Origin of the sequence: Pelagicoccus albus, from assembly GCF_014230145.1 — a bacterium.
GTDB classification, from domain to species: Bacteria; Verrucomicrobiota; Verrucomicrobiia; order Opitutales; family Opitutaceae; genus Pelagicoccus; species Pelagicoccus albus.
On record NZ_JACHVC010000012.1, the window covers coordinates 1140188 to 1156165 of the forward strand.

Genomic DNA, 15978 nt, shown 5'->3' on the forward strand with positions numbered 1-15978 from the left:
AGGCGGAGGAGAGTCCGTTATTCCAGCAACGTGCGTGCCGTCTCCCTTACGCGCCCCGCGAAAGTCCAAATTTGTGTGGAGAATCTGGGTCTCTTGAGGGCTTACGTGGTTATTGGTAAACTTCGGGTAGTAGATTCGAAAACGGAGCCTGACCAAGTTTTAATCCTGATGCGGAGCTGGCTTTCTTTAGAATCTCCGATGGGTCTGATCCGTCGGCGAAGGAAAAGCGAAGAATGGGAGCGTACGCAGTGAGCTGCATGTCTGAGCCGATGCGATCGATGGTTCCAGTTAGCGAATTCACGCTCCAAAGTGAGGTCTTTCGATCCGATCTGCGGAAAAGGTCCATCTCGCCATCTTCCAATGCAAAGCCGGCTAGCTCGTAGCCGCCTTGGGAAGTCTTTTCATAGAGATCTGCCAGGGCGCGTATCTCTTTCAGAGGTGTTGTTCCAAGCGATTCGCTCAAGAAGGTTTTGAATTCGGGAGAAGGGACGGTCTGCTCGATCGTGGACAGCCACAGATTTGGATCCTTATGGCCCTTGGTTAGAACTTTTAGCTGGGAGTTGCGCTTTTGAAGGGTAGGGCTGAGAGCCAATCCCCATTTCCAAGGCTGAAGCTCCATGAAGCCGAGCAGCTCTTGCTGCCAATAGATTCGAAATGCAGGGGAAAGCTCCTCTTGTTTTTCCAAATCTTCGAGCTGCTTCACGACGGTGGTACGATCGGCTCCTGCCAGAAGGATCGAAAGCGTGTTGGAAATGGAACCGTTGTAGTATTGAGATTCCGGAGACAAGGTAGATGGCTTGTAGAAGAAGCCCCAGAAGGAGCCGTCTTCACGGCTAATGAACTGTACTTCGCGAGCTTCAGGCTCGGCTCGTCCCATTTCGTTGAAGCCGCGGACTTTGAAGGAAAAGGTTACGTTGGAATCAGTCTCCTCCGAGTCTGACTTGGAGACCGGTTCGTGGAGATAGATCCGGTATTCGTTATGCGATTCGGTGGTGCCCTCGAAATATTGGACTTGGGATTGGTAGACGTTCTTGAATTTATCCAGGTTTTGCAGTCGTTCTAGATAGGTCTTTTCGATATCCGAGAGCTCCGGTTGCGTGGTCAGGTAGGGGGTATCGTTCTTGAAGGCTTCCTCCGCCTCGGTATTGGGAAAAACGGCTTTGGCACTGTCTAGATTGGCGAAAGCCTCTTTGAGGCGCAACGTTTGAGAGAGAGCTGTCTTCTTGTCCGCTGCCAGTATATCAAAGCTATGGATACGCTCCATTTGGGCCAAGTAGGGTTTTAGCTCCTTTAGCTTCGCGAGTTGTATCCAAGCGTTGTCCAAGGCTTCCCACTTCGTTTCGATATCGGAAAGCTGTTGGTTGACGCTCTTAAGAAACGGGGACAGCACGGAGCGTTGATCCGCTATTCTTCGGTCCTGCAGCTTGGCTTCGAGCAATTGAGCCCGCTTTTCCGCAGCTGCCTGTAAGCGCTCGAATTCGGCTCGGTTCGTGGCTTGGGTCGCGTTGTTAGTCGCGATACGAAGCTCCCGCTCGACCTTTGAAAGGTCCTTCTTCAGGCCATCGACCACTTGGTCTTTGCGTTCTTGGAACAAAGTCAAAGCGGTCTCGAATTGCTGGTCTGATTCGGTACCCAAATCGGAGGCCAAAGAGTCCCGCATGGATTGGATCTCGCTTGCTTTGCTGGTGACAATCCCCTCGTTGGCGAAGGGGTCTCCTTCGGCTATCAATCTGGAGAATTCGGCGACGGACTCCTGGTACTGAGTTTCCATCTCCGTTTGATCGGCCAGCCATGTTTCCAGAACGCTCGCTTTCTCAAGTAGCGAGGACTCTTGCTCGGCTTTGTCGATTTCTCCCTGCCACTCTTCCAATGCTTGCCGCGTTTGGTCCACGGTCGCATTTTCTTCGGACTTTTGCAGCGCAGCCAAAGCTTCGGCCTGCAGGGCGGCTTCAATCTTTCTCTGTTTATTTTGCTCTATAAAAAGATAGGTGGCTACGCCGCAAATGATGAGGATCGCTGCCAAGCTCCCGTAGAAGGGCAATCTTCGCCTGTTGGCGAAAGCGTAGGCTACCTTCATCTCCTCCTGAAGGTCTTGCGGGAGGCGAACTCCGGTTTTCATAGCCTGGCTTTCCAGGGATTTGAGCTTCTCGACTCGATTTGCCAGTTTTACCGGTTTGGAATCCGCTTCCAGTCCGTTGTGTACTTGGTAGATAGCGGTGCGAATAGCGATCTGCGTTTCGAACTGATTTCGGATGCGGGCCAGTTGGGTTCCAACGGTGTCGAGAGCGGAGCGATCTTCGGTCGGGATGGCGCCGCGAGCTTCATAAATCGAGAGCGAGTATTCGCATTTCAGATACGACTCTTCTGCTTTTTGCCAGTCTGAGGATTCGTCAGCTTCTGCAGCTAGCTTCACTGCCGAAAGGGTTTGTTCGGAAAGCTCTTTGACTTGCTCGGCCCGCAGTTCTTTGGCTGCTTTCTTGACGGCTGGGTCCTTTGATTTTTTGAGAGGCAGTCCTAACAGCAGGTACTCTTTGACGATCTCTTTGGGAGCTTTAGCTGGTATGAGCTGGGACAGGGAGTCCTGAACTTCCGCGTTCGCTTGTTCGATCAACTGCTGGCGTCTGGCGGCTAATTCCTCTTGAGCGTTTTCGTCCTCGGGGAAGCGTTGCGCGATGAGGCCGATGATCTGGTAGGCTCTGAACTTCTGGGTTTTGGAGCGAGCGGTGCTGCGGTATTGTTTCAACAGCCAAGCTTTCAGATCCCCTTGTTCCTCGATTGCTTTCTGGATTTTGGACGCGCTTCCGGTATCGAGCGGCGCGGCGATTCTCCAGTGGTGTAGCTCGCAGCTTTTTTGCCAGTCTTCCGCGTAGGGGTGGTTGAGGGCGTTAGCGGTTTCCAGAAGCTTAGGGAACTCTGCATCGATGATCAGACAATCTAGAAGGCTGCCCGTTGTGAGCGCCTCGAGCGCACGATTCAGACCAGTGTTGGCCCGGTCAACCGCCTCCGCCATTTGCCAAGCTAATTTGGCTGTTTCTTGCCCGGTCGATTCGCCAGTCAACGCGGCTCGGATACGGTAGGTTAGTCGGTTGGCTTCGGGAAAGGCGGTTGGATTCATGGCAGGTCAGAGCGAAAGTTGGGGGATTGCTTGCTGATGACAATCCAATCCTTTTCCGAGACGGCGTAGTGGGATTGCTCGGTTAGTTCCGCGATCCTTTGGATACGGTTCCGGCTTTCCACATGCAGTTGGAACTGATCCTTGGTAAATTGTTGCCTCAGAGACGTTAGGGCGGCTTTTTCTCGTTCGAGTCCCTCTAAGGTGTAGCCGAGGATCGTTTGCTCCATCAGATCGCTGCGGATGAATGCGTACTGCCAGCGGATACGTATGTTTTTCCAATGACTGGCGGCAGTCCGCGACGTTGGCTGGAGTTTTCCCATCGCTTGGTAGAGGGCGGTCGCCACCTCTAGCGGGCTTTCCGGGGTGTTGCCTCCCAAGTGGGCGTAGGCGGCGAGAAAGGCGTCCGGATCCAGTTTCGGGTCGGAGTAGCGAGCAAGGTGTTTGCTAATTAGGTCTTTGAGGTAGTCGGCTAAACTTGGCTGCTGGTCGAGGAGCAAAAGACCGCTTTCGTCGAAAGGCAGGTAAGAGCGGAGATCGGGCTGATCGAATACGCGGTACAACTCCAGAACCTCTTCGAAGCGTTTATTCTCTACGATGCTGAGGCGCTTTTCGTCGTAATCTCTCAGGACTTGGAGGGTTTCATCCGCCAGTCTTTGGTAATCGGAGTCGGCGTTCAAAGCGAAGGCCTGTAGGGAGCCTTGAAAGCTCTCGATGGAGAAGGATGTGTTCGGCATGGCGGACACAGGGCTGAGCAAGCCTTGCCCGCTCCAGAGGTCGATTTCTGTGGCGAGGGAATTGGGGAGAAAGGCGAGCCTTCTTAGTTCAGGATAGTCAGTCTGAACGATCGGTAGAGTGACCTCGGATCCGTTGAACTTTATCATGCGTCGGGGCACCGCCACTCCCTTGTCGAACTCGGCTGAATCTTTCACCAGCAGCGAATCAAGAAACTGTATGACATAAGTGGGGTGGTCTTCTCCGACTTTGGCTAAGAATGCGGCCGTTTCGCGGGCGTCTGGTAGGCCCTCAATTGGGTATCCAGCCTCCGCGAAGCTTTGCCATGCCTCCAGTCGATCTTGCAGGGATTCGACGTGGGTGGTGGTTTCGGCGTGGCGGGTTTTGGCAACCGAACTCCCTTTTTGCGATTTCACGAAAAACAGCACGAGGATGATGCAAACAAGTCCGCCCCCGACGATTGCGATGTTTATGCTTCGCGAGACCTCCTTTTGGCCGATCGGCCGACGAGGCCGTTTCACACGCTTGTGGTCGAATTCCTCTGGGATTTCCACCGTTGGAGCCTTTTTCAGCATGGCGGAAGCCGGTGCGGATTTGGCTTCCGCGCTAGGTGTGGCGATGGGCTCTGGTTTATCGGCGACCGGAGTCGCAGGGGTTGAGCTCTTGGAAGGTTTTAGGATGTGGCGGGAAGTGGTATCGACCTCGTATGGCAAGGGCAGCTTGCTCATGCGACCGCACCAGACGTAGTCCTGTGGCTGATCGGTCGGAAGCAGGCAGCTCGTGAATGAGTAGCTCCATCTCTGGTCCGCCGGGAAGCTGTTTATGGTGCGTCTTAGGTGATCGACCAGAGGACGCTCCTCCGATAGCGAGAGGTTGTAGACTTTGGTAAATGCTCCGGCTGCATCTGCGGCTGCCTCAATGGGGCGAGGGTGCTGAGGAGCGGCCCAGGAGGATTCCAAGTCCTGTAGGTCGAATTTCTCGAATGCTTCGAGAATGCGCGGAGGTTCGTCCCAGGATTTCCGCCACCCCCGCCAGTTTAGGAGGATGGCGGCAGGGTTTGGCAGTCCGATCGCATCCTCTGCTCGAAAAGCGAGGTGGTGAGAGAGGTGGTTGTTCCTCTTCGAGTAGTCAGCGCCAGACTCGTGGATCCTGCTGAGAATATGATAAGTCCCCGAGCGAAGCGTGACGATTCGATGCCTGAGAATTAGGGGCGATCCTCCTTCGGAGTCTTGGGTGTAACGGCTTTGGCTCTCCAGCTCAGATATTAGGTCGGGCGGCAGATCGCGATCTCTGGCCACGCAGCAAAATCCCGATTTGCCGGGCTCTAGTCCGCGCTTGGCGCTGGTATGAATATACTGGAGGGAATCTATTATGGCGGGAGAAGGTTCAGGTCATTCGCCGGGAGGCAAAGCGGGCTCTGGGGCTGCGGGATATGAGATCGGGGACGGGTCTTGCTGCGAAAGAATCCAGAGTGCTGGGGTCGTGGCTAAGATGGGATTGAGTCGTTTTGGGTTGGGGGCAAGCCGTCCAGCCAAAGGGCCACTTGAAATCTCCCGAGGGGAATGTCCCAGCGAAGATACGGGGAAGTAGCGAACTTTGCTGGAGATGGATTCCGCGTTTGCGGTGATGGTAGGGCAAAGACGAGCGAGCAAGCTGCGAACTTGATGCGAATTCTCGTCGATTTCCTTCTGGTTGAGCGGACGATCCTCTGGGATGTGGAGGCTCCCTTCAGGCAGCAAGTTTTGCCAAAGGTCCAGTTTTCCAACGATGATGGCCAAAGGGGTATCCACCTTCTCGAAGCTCTCCAACGCTCTCATTTTCTTCACCCTCACTCCCAGCTCGGAGAGGATGGTGTCTTGCTCGTCGGAGACTTGGGTTCGCAGTTGGGGATCGCGCTTCCTTCGAAGCTGTTTGCGAAAAGCGGGAGAGCTAGAAGGGTCGAATAGGAAGAGGAGGCCTGATGAGGAGGCGACGTGCAACGCTCCGGGCGAATCTTCCAGGGCGATCCCCGGTTTGAAGTGCTCTCCTGCGTTGTCGTAAAAGACGAGAGAGGCTCGCGTCTCGGGGGCATCGAGTCGCTGCAAATAGTAGACGAACGGGCGCGGTAGGGGAACGAGCTTTCCGTCTCGATAGAGGCGTTCGTACATGACTCCTTCGAAGTCAGTCTTTGAAATGAAGGCATCTTCGGGAGTGGTCGCAGAAAAGAGCCGATTTTTCATCTCGTTCAGCTGAGCGTTTCCGGAGGGGTCTCCGTCCTGCAAGTTTGCGGAAAAGCTTTGGATCAACTCTCCTGGCAACTGTTTCAGCAATACCGAGAGGTAATAGGATTTTCCCGAACTAGGAGCTCCCACCAATGAGAGGATGTGTTGGGGTTGAGCAAAAAAGGATGGCGGAAGGCGACCTCTGCAGTGGGGGCAGGCTAGATCCACAGAGGCCACGCCCTCCGAGTCTAGGGCTTGTCCGAGATGATTAAAGCGTTCCGCCTCGAAACGGAGCTTTATATGTGAGCCCAAAATCGGGTCGCCGGTCAGAGATTCGTGAACGGCGATGTTTAAGGCATCGCCCTGGGAAAACGGCTTCCAGCAATAGGGGCAAGGGCGATCACCTGTCTGAGGAGCGGAAGGTGCAAGGGGCGGCTTCGACTGAGCCTTTGATTCGGGTGGGCGTATGGAAGTTTCCAGGGCCGGATCAAGGCTGCTGGCGAGGTCTTCTAGTAGGAAACGTACGTCGCCATAAGTCGGGAAGGCCAAGAAATTCTCAAAGGGTGTGAAATGCGATTTCAGGTAGTCGCTGTCCAGTTGGGCTTTGGGGACCGATTCTCGATCTTCGGGACTTTGCATGGGGGCGACATCCCAATTGCCCTCTTTGAAGCCATCGCCGATTCGGTCCGGCTTTCGGGTTAGCCGCAAGACGAGCAGGTGTTGGTCGATGCAGAGACCGTAGTTCCGCTCTATTTGGAGTCTTGTTTCGCGAGTTACGGTTTCTCCGTCCAAGCGGATGGGCTTGGTTGGATCCAAGGCCTCCAGCGAAAATTCCCCCGACATGTGGTGAATAGCGCAAAGCGCCTTCTTTTGTCCCTCCACGGTTTGGCCGCTAAGATTGACGGGGAAACTATCAGTTTTCGATAGCGAACGTGCGGAGCAATCGCCGATGGCGAGCCGGATTTTTGGACGGAAGAAGTCGAGAAAACCCATTTGGGGCGGAAGTGGGAGGTTGACCAAGTGGGAGTAGTTTGAGCTCTATCCAGCTGATGGCAAGAGCGAGGGTGAGCTGATTTGGGTCTAAAAAGCCTTAAGCCAGAGTGAGATGCGATTTTTCTGAAAAAAAGCCTTGCACGCATAAGGCGCATTTCTACCTTGTGCGACTTCGTGCTAAACGCCCCGTTCGTCTAGCCCGGCCTAGGACACATGGTTTTCATCCATGCGACAGGGGTTCGAATCCCCTACGGGGTACCACTTTCTTAAAACCGTCACTCTCGCGAGTGGCGGTTTTTGTTATTCAGAACAGGTGCTTCGATTCCGTGCTCATAGCGGGGTGCACCCCTTCAAAGATTAGCCCTGGTTTGGGTGTGGGGGGCGAATAGGAAAAAAACTGCTTGCGCAAAGAGTGATCCCTCCTACCGTCCGCGCTTCGTGCTAACGCCCCGTTCGTCTAGCCCGGCCTAGGACACATGGTTTTCATCCATGCGACAGGGGTTCGAATCCCCTACGGGGTACCACTTTCTTAAAACCGTCACTCTCGCGAGTGGCGGTTTTTTGTTGATGGAGCGGTTCGCTTGGGTCCGGGGATGAGAATCCCGGAAGAGGGGTTCGACGGAGCGAGCCGGCGAGCGGAGATGGGCGACCTTTAGGTCGGGGCGCAGCCCTGAGCGCAGCGAACCAATCCCCTACGGGGTACCACTTTCTTAAAACCGTCACTCTCGCGAGTGGCGGTTTTTTGCTGAGAGAACGGTTCGCTTGGGTCCGGGGATGAGAATCCCGCAAGAGGGGTTCGACGGAGCGAGCCGGCGAGCGGAGATGGGCGACCTTCGGCTGCGGTCTACTTTAGGTTCAGGATTTGATTGTATACATTCTCCGTCTGGAATCTATTCTGCTAGTCAGCGGTAGCTGACGTAGCCGTCCTCGTTACCTCCGTTATTCTAACTAACTCTTTGCTCTTATGTTCCGACTCATTTCGATTCTCGGTGCTTTTCTAATCGCCCATACTCTAACTGCAGCCGATTTCGTTGGCCGGTTCTCCAACAGCGACGGCGTTACTATCGTCCTGCAGGAGAAGGGAAATGGATATGGCGGCACCATTGAGATGGGCTCGCTAAAGGGCACGCTGGCTTTCGAGACGGAAGGGGCTATTCTGGTCGGGGAACTGCAGATCCAAGGGGAAGCATCCACGGTGGAAATGTATCAGGAAGAGGGGGCCTTCTTTCTCACCGATGGCAGTTTCGTGGTGGAACTGGAAAAGGATGAAAAGCGATCTTTGCTCGAAGGCTTCGGTCGCAAGAAGGAAGAATCGGTTCCTGAAGCCAAGCCCGAGGAGGCCGTTGAAGCGACTCCCGGCGATTGGAAACTTTTCACCCATTCTTCCGGCGTATCCTTTCGCCACCCAAAAGACTGGGGAGTTCAGGAGGGCGCTAGTTTTCTCCAATTGACCCCTCCTGACATGCAGCAGGGCCAGGAAATGATTTATGCGATAGGGTCTGCGGTGGCTCAAAAGACGGCCCCCGACGATCCGAGTGTGGCTCAATATCTCGACTCCATGATGTGGCAGATGGACAACACAGCGCGAAGAATTGGCAATGCGGAGTCGTTTGAAACGACTGAAGGGACCGCTGGGGCCATCTATCTTTACGGCGCAACGAATGCGTTCACAGGCCAAACCTCGAGAGCTCGCGTGTATGTAATAATCGGTGACAAAGTCGCGGTTAGCTTTTTTGCAGTTGGCAGTGAAGATCTTGTCGAGCGACGCCGGCCGGTAATGGATCAGATCGCATCCAGCTTTCTAAGTGGTTCGCAAGCCAGCACTGGAACAACTCCCCCTAATGTGCCGCAAGCTCCGCTAGCGGGCAATCTTGACTCCGCTCTGCTGGGCTACTGGTTTGGCGAGTCTATTTCGACTCCGGTGGAAGGCATTATGGTGAATAGCCGCTTCACGTATTTGTTTCGCCAGGACGGAATTGTCTTCATGGGAGCCAAGGGGGCAGTAAATGTCGCTTCGCAAGACGGATCTGGCGTCTACAACGGAGGAAGCGCCAGCGGAACTAATAGCAATGTCGATCGTGGACGTTGGTCTGTCTCTGGAGGTGTGCTAACTATTCAGTGGGACGACGGCGGTCGCTTCCAGAGAAACTACCGTGTTCGTGGCAAGACTCTGGAGATCCGAGACGCTCAAGGGAAGCTTATCACCTTCTACGAGAGGTGATAGGTTTGGTTTGTTAGCGGGGAGCTTATGCCGGTTTCTCGCTCGAGTTGGAATGCCGATCGTCAAGCTCTCTCCGGATCTTGGGGTAGATCTTGTCCAAGCGATAGAAGCACATCGTAATTATGGAGAGAATTACGAGACCTGCTGGAATAAGCAGGTAGTTTAGTTTGATGGCAAATAGAGCCTCTGAGGTTTGGTCCTGGTTCGCCACGTAATTTGCGGAGGTCAATAACCAGGCTGCCACCGCTCCAGAGCCTGCCATGGCAAGCTTGCCGATGAATCCATTTATTGAGGACAGCAATCCAGCGGCGCTAACGCCTGATTTCCATTCCCCATAGTCGACTGGATCTGCTTGCATCGAGAAGTAGATCGCTTGGCGAAGTCCGTGTCCAAGCCAAGTCACTACTGCAGCTACAATGATGAGGTTTCGGTGGTCGCCGGCCGCTATCAGGAAAAAGAGTCCGGCGAGGTTCACACCGCTTCCAATCATGAAGACCGTTCGTTTCATCATGAAGTGGGTGAGAGTCGGTGTCACGAAAGTACCAGCAATAGGTACGAAGGACGCGATACCTGCGATGATGGCTCCCAACTGGGGATCACCTACGTTGTAGGTGAAGTAGTAGATCAATGCTCCCATTTGGAAGAAATAGGAGCCCCACATAAAAACGATGTTCAGAGCGAATATCATCCATGGGTGGTTTCCTTTGATTGCCGAAAACGCGTCCTTCGCGGATAACTTTTTCTGGTGGACTTCCACGCGCTCACGAACGGTGGAGAAGGTGAAGACGAACAAGGCGACAGAGACGATCGCGAAAATTAGCATGGTTATCAGGTAGCCACTGCTTGAGTCCTCGCCCCCAAACCGCTGGACCATCGGCTGCGCGGCGACTCCGACCACTGTGGCTCCGACAAAGGAAAATACGATTCGTGTAGTGGCTAAAACAGTACGTTCCTGCGGGTCGCCAGTGAGGCTGGGTAGAATCGAAGTGAGAGGTATATTAACTAGAGTGTAGGAAGCCGACAGGCCGATGTAGGTGATGTAGGCGTAGATAAGCATCCCAGTTGGAGATGCTTCTGGTACGTGGAAAGCCAGGACAGCGAAAACGCCGAATGGGATCGAACCGAATAGTAAGTAGGGGCGGGATTTTCCCCATTTTGTATCCGTTTTATCGATTAAAAGCCCCATTAGGACGTCGGTCACCCCGTCAATCACACGCGTTAGGAGAAAGAGTGTTCCTACTTGAGCGGGTGAAAGGTTCATGACGTCTGTGTAAAAGAACATCAAATACAGGGTGATCATCTGCCACACTAGGTTGCAGGCGAAGTCTGCCGAACCGTACCCGACGCGCTGCGTCCATTTGCTGGGGGATGCTACATTCATTGTTACCGCGTTTTCGCTGCTCTGGTTTCTGAAGGTCAGCGTATGTTGAGTACTCCAGAAAGGACGATCTCTGCTGAGGATTCGCCCACGCTTAGAGTCACGTCACCTTTTGGAAGAATCCATGTGCTTGAATCACTATCCCAGTAGGAGAGCGTTTTGGGTTCTAGATCGATGCTTACCTGTTTGGACTCGCCGGCTGCAAGGTGGACTTTTTTAAACCCTGCGAGTCGGTAGGGAATCGCTATCCCGTCAACTTCTCTCTCATCCACATACACCTGAGGAACTGTGGAGCCGGCACGCTCGCCGGTATTGGTGAGCGTTAGCGTGAGGGAAGGCGTTTTGGAATGACTCGTGATCTTTAGATCGCTGTATTCAAAGGAAGTATACGATAGGCCATGGCCAAATGGGAACAGAGGTTTTTGTTGGTGTTGTTTGAAATAGCTGTAGCCGATAAAGACTCCCTCGTCGTAGGAGATCGAGCCGCCACCGTCATAGAGGGCTGGGCCTTGCTCGAGACTTTGGGGGAAGGTGATGGGTAGGCGCCCACCCGGATCGACCTTACCAAATAGGATGTCCGCTAGAGCGGTGCCTGCCGCTGCGCCTGGCTGCCAAACGTGAAGCACTGCCTTAACGTCGTCAATCCACGGCATTGAGATGGCACCCGGTGTGTTGACGACTACGATGGTGTTTGGGTTTGCGGCAGCGACTGCATGGACCAGTTGGTTTTGGTCTCCCGGTAGTTCGAGATTGAGGCGATCCATTTCCTCGCCGCTAACTTGGTTTACGAACACGACTGCGACATCGGAGGATTTTGCGATTTCAACGGCTGCGGGAATAAGTGACATTGCTTGCCAGCCAATAGAGATGGAATTCCCCCAGAGTCCTTTTGAGGTCGTGTATTCCACCGAGATTGGAGTGGGTTGACCGGCTTCTAGGTAGGCGGTGCCGTCGATGGGATAGCGGTAGTGGCCCCCGTGGCCAGCGAAGAAATCTTTTGCGGCCCGTGAGCCGGAGATGATGGTTTGATCTCCGATTTTTAAGCGAACTGTCCCGCTTAGGGTCGCGTTAAATCGAGTGAGGCCGCCTTGGGGAGATGTGACAGTACCGGTCCATCGAGCAGCCCATTCGCGCGGAAGGTCGGCCAAGGGAGCTTGCTCGAGTCTGATTTCGGTTTCGACTCGAGTGTACACAGGTTTGCCTGCGAATTCTGGGTTGTCGAAGATCTCCAGTTTCAACCCAGGTTCGCCGGATGGAGTCGATAGTGGGTTCGGTTCGACAAAGGGAAAGCTTGGAACCCCGATGACGGGGAGAGGGCTGTCTCCGAGTGAGCCTTGCTCATGCACAACTAAGGATGGCTCTGAGACTGAATTGGAGATCGCATTCAGAGCGGTGGTGAACTGTCCGGGATCTACGTATGAAGAACCTTGGATGCCGGTTATCATATCAGTCGATGCGGGGCCTATCACTGCGATGCTTTTTTGTTGGGAGAGAGGAAGGGTCGAGTCACTGTTTTTAAGCAACACGCTGCCTTCGATCGCGATCTGTTTGGCGAGCTCTTGGTGTTCGTCGTTTGTGGCGTTGGCTGCGACGCGATTTGGTAGTGGGTTGTCGAAAAGGTTGTATTTGAATATAGGGGACAATATGCGTTTAGCAGCGTCGTCTAGTCTGGCTTCTGGGATCGAGCCGTCCGTGAATGGGTCAGTAGGCTTGTAGAATGAAGGTTGGAGGCTCCAGGAATCTATCCCGGCATTGAATTGCTCGACCAGATTGGCTGGTCTGCCGATTGAAAGCTGAGCGCCGGCCGCGTAGTCTGTGGCAAAAAATCCTGTGAATCGATCGTCTTCTTTGAGAGAGGAGATGAGCTCTTCGTTTTCGCAAGCGAAGGTGCCATTGATTTTGGGATACGATCCCATAATCGAAGCGGGGGCATCGTTTTCGAGCATGAGGTCGAAGGGGAGCTGGTAAAGCTCGCGTAAGGCTCTTTCGGATACTTGTATATCGACGAACAGGCGATCTGTTTCCTGATGGTAGACATTGAAGTGTTTGACCATGGTCAGGACGTCTTGACTTTGCATCCCTTCTACGACTTTAGCCCCGATTTGTCCGGAGATTAAAGGGTCTTCCCCGTAAGACTCGGCGATACGTCCAAAGAGGGGATCTCGCGCCAAGTCGACGGTAGGCCCGAGTATGACGTTCCAGCCCTTGAGTCTTGCTTCTTGGGCGATTGCCTCACCCATAGCGTTCCCGAGCTCGGGATTGAAAGTCGCTCCTAAGGCAATGGGGGCGGGAAAGGCGGTTACTCCTGTATCCCCACGAAGTCCTGCCGAGGCGTCGACGCGTCTGAGTAAAGGAAGCCCTAGATGTTCAAGTGCAGCGTATTCGTGGTCCTCGCTGGCGAGGACGAGGGCGATTTTCTCCTCTTGGCTCATGGCGGCTAGGAGCTGCTCGGCGCGTTCGCTAGGAGGGGTGTCGGGGTTTCTCCAGGGCTCGTCTTCTGCGTAAGCGGAGAGCGCGCTAAGGGAGGAGCAGGCTAGTAATAGGGCTCGGGGTATCAGGGTATCGATGCGTCTGTTTAACATGAGAGTGTTGTTTGAGGGATTAAAGAAAGCCCCTCCTCGCGCCAGCACAACCTGCTAGGCCCGAGAAGAGGCGATTTTGTTCTAGGTGTAGACGAGGTTTACCACGGATGGCTGGCGCTTAGGGATATGACCCGCCCGATAGGAGAGGCGTTTAATCGGTCGAAGCCGAATACGCCGCTGCCGTCGCCGTTGTTTATCTGGCTTTGGTTGACGAATGGAGGTTCCTCATCGAGCAGGTTGCTTACATCTAGGCCGATGCGGGTTTGTTCCAGCCAGCCTTTCTTGAACTCGTAGTTGAGGTGTAGATCGAGTGTGGTGTAATCGCCGACTCGATGTTGCGCTGAGGTGTGGTAGTAACTGTCGGTGCGGTTGGCGAAAAGGTGCAGGCCAAAGCGATCGTAAGTGTAGGAAAGGTGCGCTCGCAGCTTTAGTCCGGGCGAGGTCTCTGTATCGAGAGAGTCTGTTATTGGGGCACCGTCTGTTTGCTGGACATCGTACTCCAGAACGTAGTTGCCGCTTAGTCCGGTTTCAATCGTGCCATGTTCTGTGTTCCAACTGTAGGAAGCCTCGAAGTCTATTCCGCTGCTCCAGATATTGCCTAGGTTGTAGCGACGCACGTCTCCTATATATTCTATCGGTTCGAATATAATAGCGCCTGGAGGGAGAGGGATGCCGTCTATCAAGGCGAGCGCTTCCTCTTCGGTGGGAAATGAAAGGTAGAATCGGTCGTCTCCGGGATTGTAGAAATTCGGAGCGAAGACGACGTCTACCTTATCCTCGAACAAAATGTCGTAGTAAGAGGCGCTGAAGTGGAAACGAGGGAGGCTTTGCGGAACAAAGTCGAAACCGAAGGTATAGGTTGTGGCTTTCTCTGGCTCGAGTCCCTCGGAACCGCCGGCTATGATGATAGAGTTATTGGGCATTCTAGGAGCGCTCGGCGGGTAGTATCCACCTAGAAAATACGCTGGGATTGGTATAAGTCTAGTGTCGACTCCCACCCCTATATCCGAGAGTCGAGGCGCGTGGAATGAGGTTCCGTAACTGGCTCGCAAGTCAAGCCCTTCGAAGGGTGTCCAGGTTATGCCGGCTTTGGGGTTTGTTGTGTCTCCGAAATCGTCGTAGTCGTCGTAGCGTGCAGCGAGGGATAGGCTTAAGGAGTCGAAGCCAGGCTTGCTGTTGCTCTCGTCGATGAGGGGGATTAGCATTTCTCCAAACACTGAGTAAATCGTACGGTCTATATCGGCGACGCCGACTAGTGGATTGCTTAGCTCTCCTGAGCGTGAGATGGAATCGTATCCTTCTTTCCGGTACGTAGTGCCTATAGCGAATTGAGCTTGGCCGGCTGCCGTTTCGAAGATAGGGCCGTCAAACTTAAGGGTGGCTTCGGAGGTCGTTTGTTCGGTTTCTGGGGCTACGTTTACGCTAGTTGGCAGCAGGGCCAAGACTGAGTCGGAGGTTGTAGCTCCGATCCCGAACGGGTTTAGGGCGGTTTCGAGAGTTGTGCCCATCGCCGCTTCCGCGACCGCGTTCTGGTTTACTATGGGCTGGAACCGAACTCCCTCCGACCAACCGTGAGTGATGTCGAGGGTGCCTCTCCAATCGTTTGCCATGGAAAGAGCGGCGCCGGCGGCGATGGAGTAGACGTCAGTCTCCGTGGTATTATATAGGTATCCCAAATCGTTGGTCAGGTCGTAGCTGGCGACTACGGAAGAGGCTGAAGAATTAGGTGGAGCGATAAAATAGGGGTTTGTGTCCGGTACTGTGACTGAGGTGCTCTCAGGTGGCACTTCCTGAAGGATGTCTCGGGTCAGGTAGTAGAGCTCTGCTGACAGGGTGAGCTTCTCGCTGACCTGTTGGTTGAGGGCGAGGAGGAGGTTGTGTTTTTCGACTTCCGGTATGATGTCGAAGTAGGGGGCGACGTCGAATTTATTGAGAGTGTCCGTATCGAATCCAGGAAGCGAATACGTTACTCCATCGATGCTGATATTCGCTGGGTAGGCGTTGGTCGATCGATAATCACTACCACCGAGGCTACTAAGGTCCTGAGTATAGAAGGTAGATCTGTCGCTTCCTTTCAAGTTGCTAGACTTGCCGTAGTCGTATCCGATCAGTAAGGATCCGTCCTTCCAAGTACTTCCGTATACCGTATTGAAACTGAAATTATAGAGGCCGTCGCCCATGCCGTACTTGACTGTGCTTTCCGCTCCTTCGTAATCCTTGCGTAGTATAATATTAATGACACCCTCGACTGCGTCTGAGCCGTAAATTGCCGAAGCTCCATCCGCGATGATGTCTACTCGTTCGATTGCCGAGGCAGGGATGACGGAGGGGTCTGCTGCCGTTACGAGCCATCCTGATCCTGGTAGTCTGTGCCCGTTTACGAGTACTAGGGTTTGGCCTTCGCCTATTCCGTGTATGCTTGGGACATAGCCTCCGCCAGCGTCGCCATTTCCTTGATACAGGGATTGAAAATTGCCCATGGCGGGATTGGTCTTGAGCAGCGCTTCTGTCGTTGTTACCCCGAGTTCTTCGATCTGAACGCGGTTGAAGTTGATCACTTTAGAGCCTGTATTTTGTTCTCCTCCTCTAATGTTCGTTCCGGTGACTTGGAAAGCGTCTAGAGTAAATACCTCCTCGTCTTGCGCGTTTGAAGTTGAGAGTGGGAAGGCTGAAAGTAGGAGGCAGGCTCCCACTGCAATGACGTGTCGTTTGGGTGACACGTATGAGCTATTATGTTGGGTCATAGTTAGGGTAGG

7 protein-coding genes and 2 tRNA genes are annotated in these 15978 nt (G+C 53.8%); 3 read left to right on the forward strand and 6 right to left on the reverse strand.

What is annotated here, in order from left to right; translation table 11 throughout:
• Nucleotides 1–109 precede the first annotated feature (109 nt).
• The 3 genes from H5P27_RS14540 to H5P27_RS14550 are packed head-to-tail and all read right to left on the reverse strand — an operon-like array spanning nucleotide 110 to nucleotide 7041.
• Nucleotides 110–3115: a hypothetical protein gene (locus H5P27_RS14540; protein ID WP_185661120.1), complete on the reverse strand. Its 3006-nt coding sequence runs from the start codon at nucleotides 3113–3115 to the stop codon at nucleotides 110–112.
• Nucleotides 3112–5220, reverse strand: coding sequence for a GAP1-N2 domain-containing protein (locus tag H5P27_RS14545; protein ID WP_339382597.1), 2109 nt, complete (start codon nucleotides 5218–5220; stop codon nucleotides 3112–3114). The genes H5P27_RS14540 and H5P27_RS14545 overlap by 4 nt, the downstream gene beginning before the upstream one ends.
• A gap of 18 nt (nucleotides 5221–5238) precedes the next feature.
• Nucleotides 5239–7041, reverse strand: a complete 1803-nt coding sequence (locus H5P27_RS14550; RefSeq protein WP_185661122.1) for a hypothetical protein — start codon at nucleotides 7039–7041, stop codon at nucleotides 5239–5241.
• Between the two features lie 183 nt (nucleotides 7042–7224).
• Between H5P27_RS14550 and H5P27_RS14555 the strand changes: the two genes are divergently transcribed.
• The 3 genes from H5P27_RS14555 to H5P27_RS14565 all read left to right on the forward strand — a co-directional run bounded on the left by H5P27_RS14555 (nucleotide 7225) and on the right by H5P27_RS14565 (nucleotide 9262).
• A tRNA-Glu gene (locus H5P27_RS14555) sits at nucleotides 7225–7302 on the forward strand.
• Nucleotides 7303–7487: 185 nt separating this feature from the next.
• A tRNA-Glu gene (locus tag H5P27_RS14560) sits at nucleotides 7488–7565 on the forward strand.
• Between the two features lie 440 nt (nucleotides 7566–8005).
• Complete coding sequence (locus tag H5P27_RS14565; protein ID WP_185661123.1) at nucleotides 8006–9262, forward strand: hypothetical protein; 1257 nt, start codon at nucleotides 8006–8008, stop codon at nucleotides 9260–9262.
• Between the two features lie 25 nt (nucleotides 9263–9287).
• Here the strand turns inward: H5P27_RS14565 and H5P27_RS14570 are convergent, their stop codons facing one another.
• The 3 genes from H5P27_RS14570 to H5P27_RS14580 form a co-directional block, all read right to left on the reverse strand.
• A complete protein-coding gene (locus H5P27_RS14570; protein WP_185661124.1) occupies nucleotides 9288–10643 on the reverse strand; it encodes a glycoside-pentoside-hexuronide (GPH):cation symporter in 1356 nt (451 codons plus the stop codon).
• A gap of 35 nt (nucleotides 10644–10678) precedes the next feature.
• Entirely contained in the window at nucleotides 10679–13222 is a 2544-nt protein-coding gene (locus H5P27_RS14575) for a beta-glucosidase (RefSeq protein WP_185661125.1), read from the reverse strand.
• A 98-nt stretch (nucleotides 13223–13320) separates the two neighbouring features.
• A complete protein-coding gene (locus H5P27_RS14580; RefSeq protein ID WP_185661126.1) occupies nucleotides 13321–15966 on the reverse strand; it encodes a TonB-dependent receptor plug domain-containing protein in 2646 nt (881 codons plus the stop codon).
• Nucleotides 15967–15978: the final 12 nt, after the last annotated feature.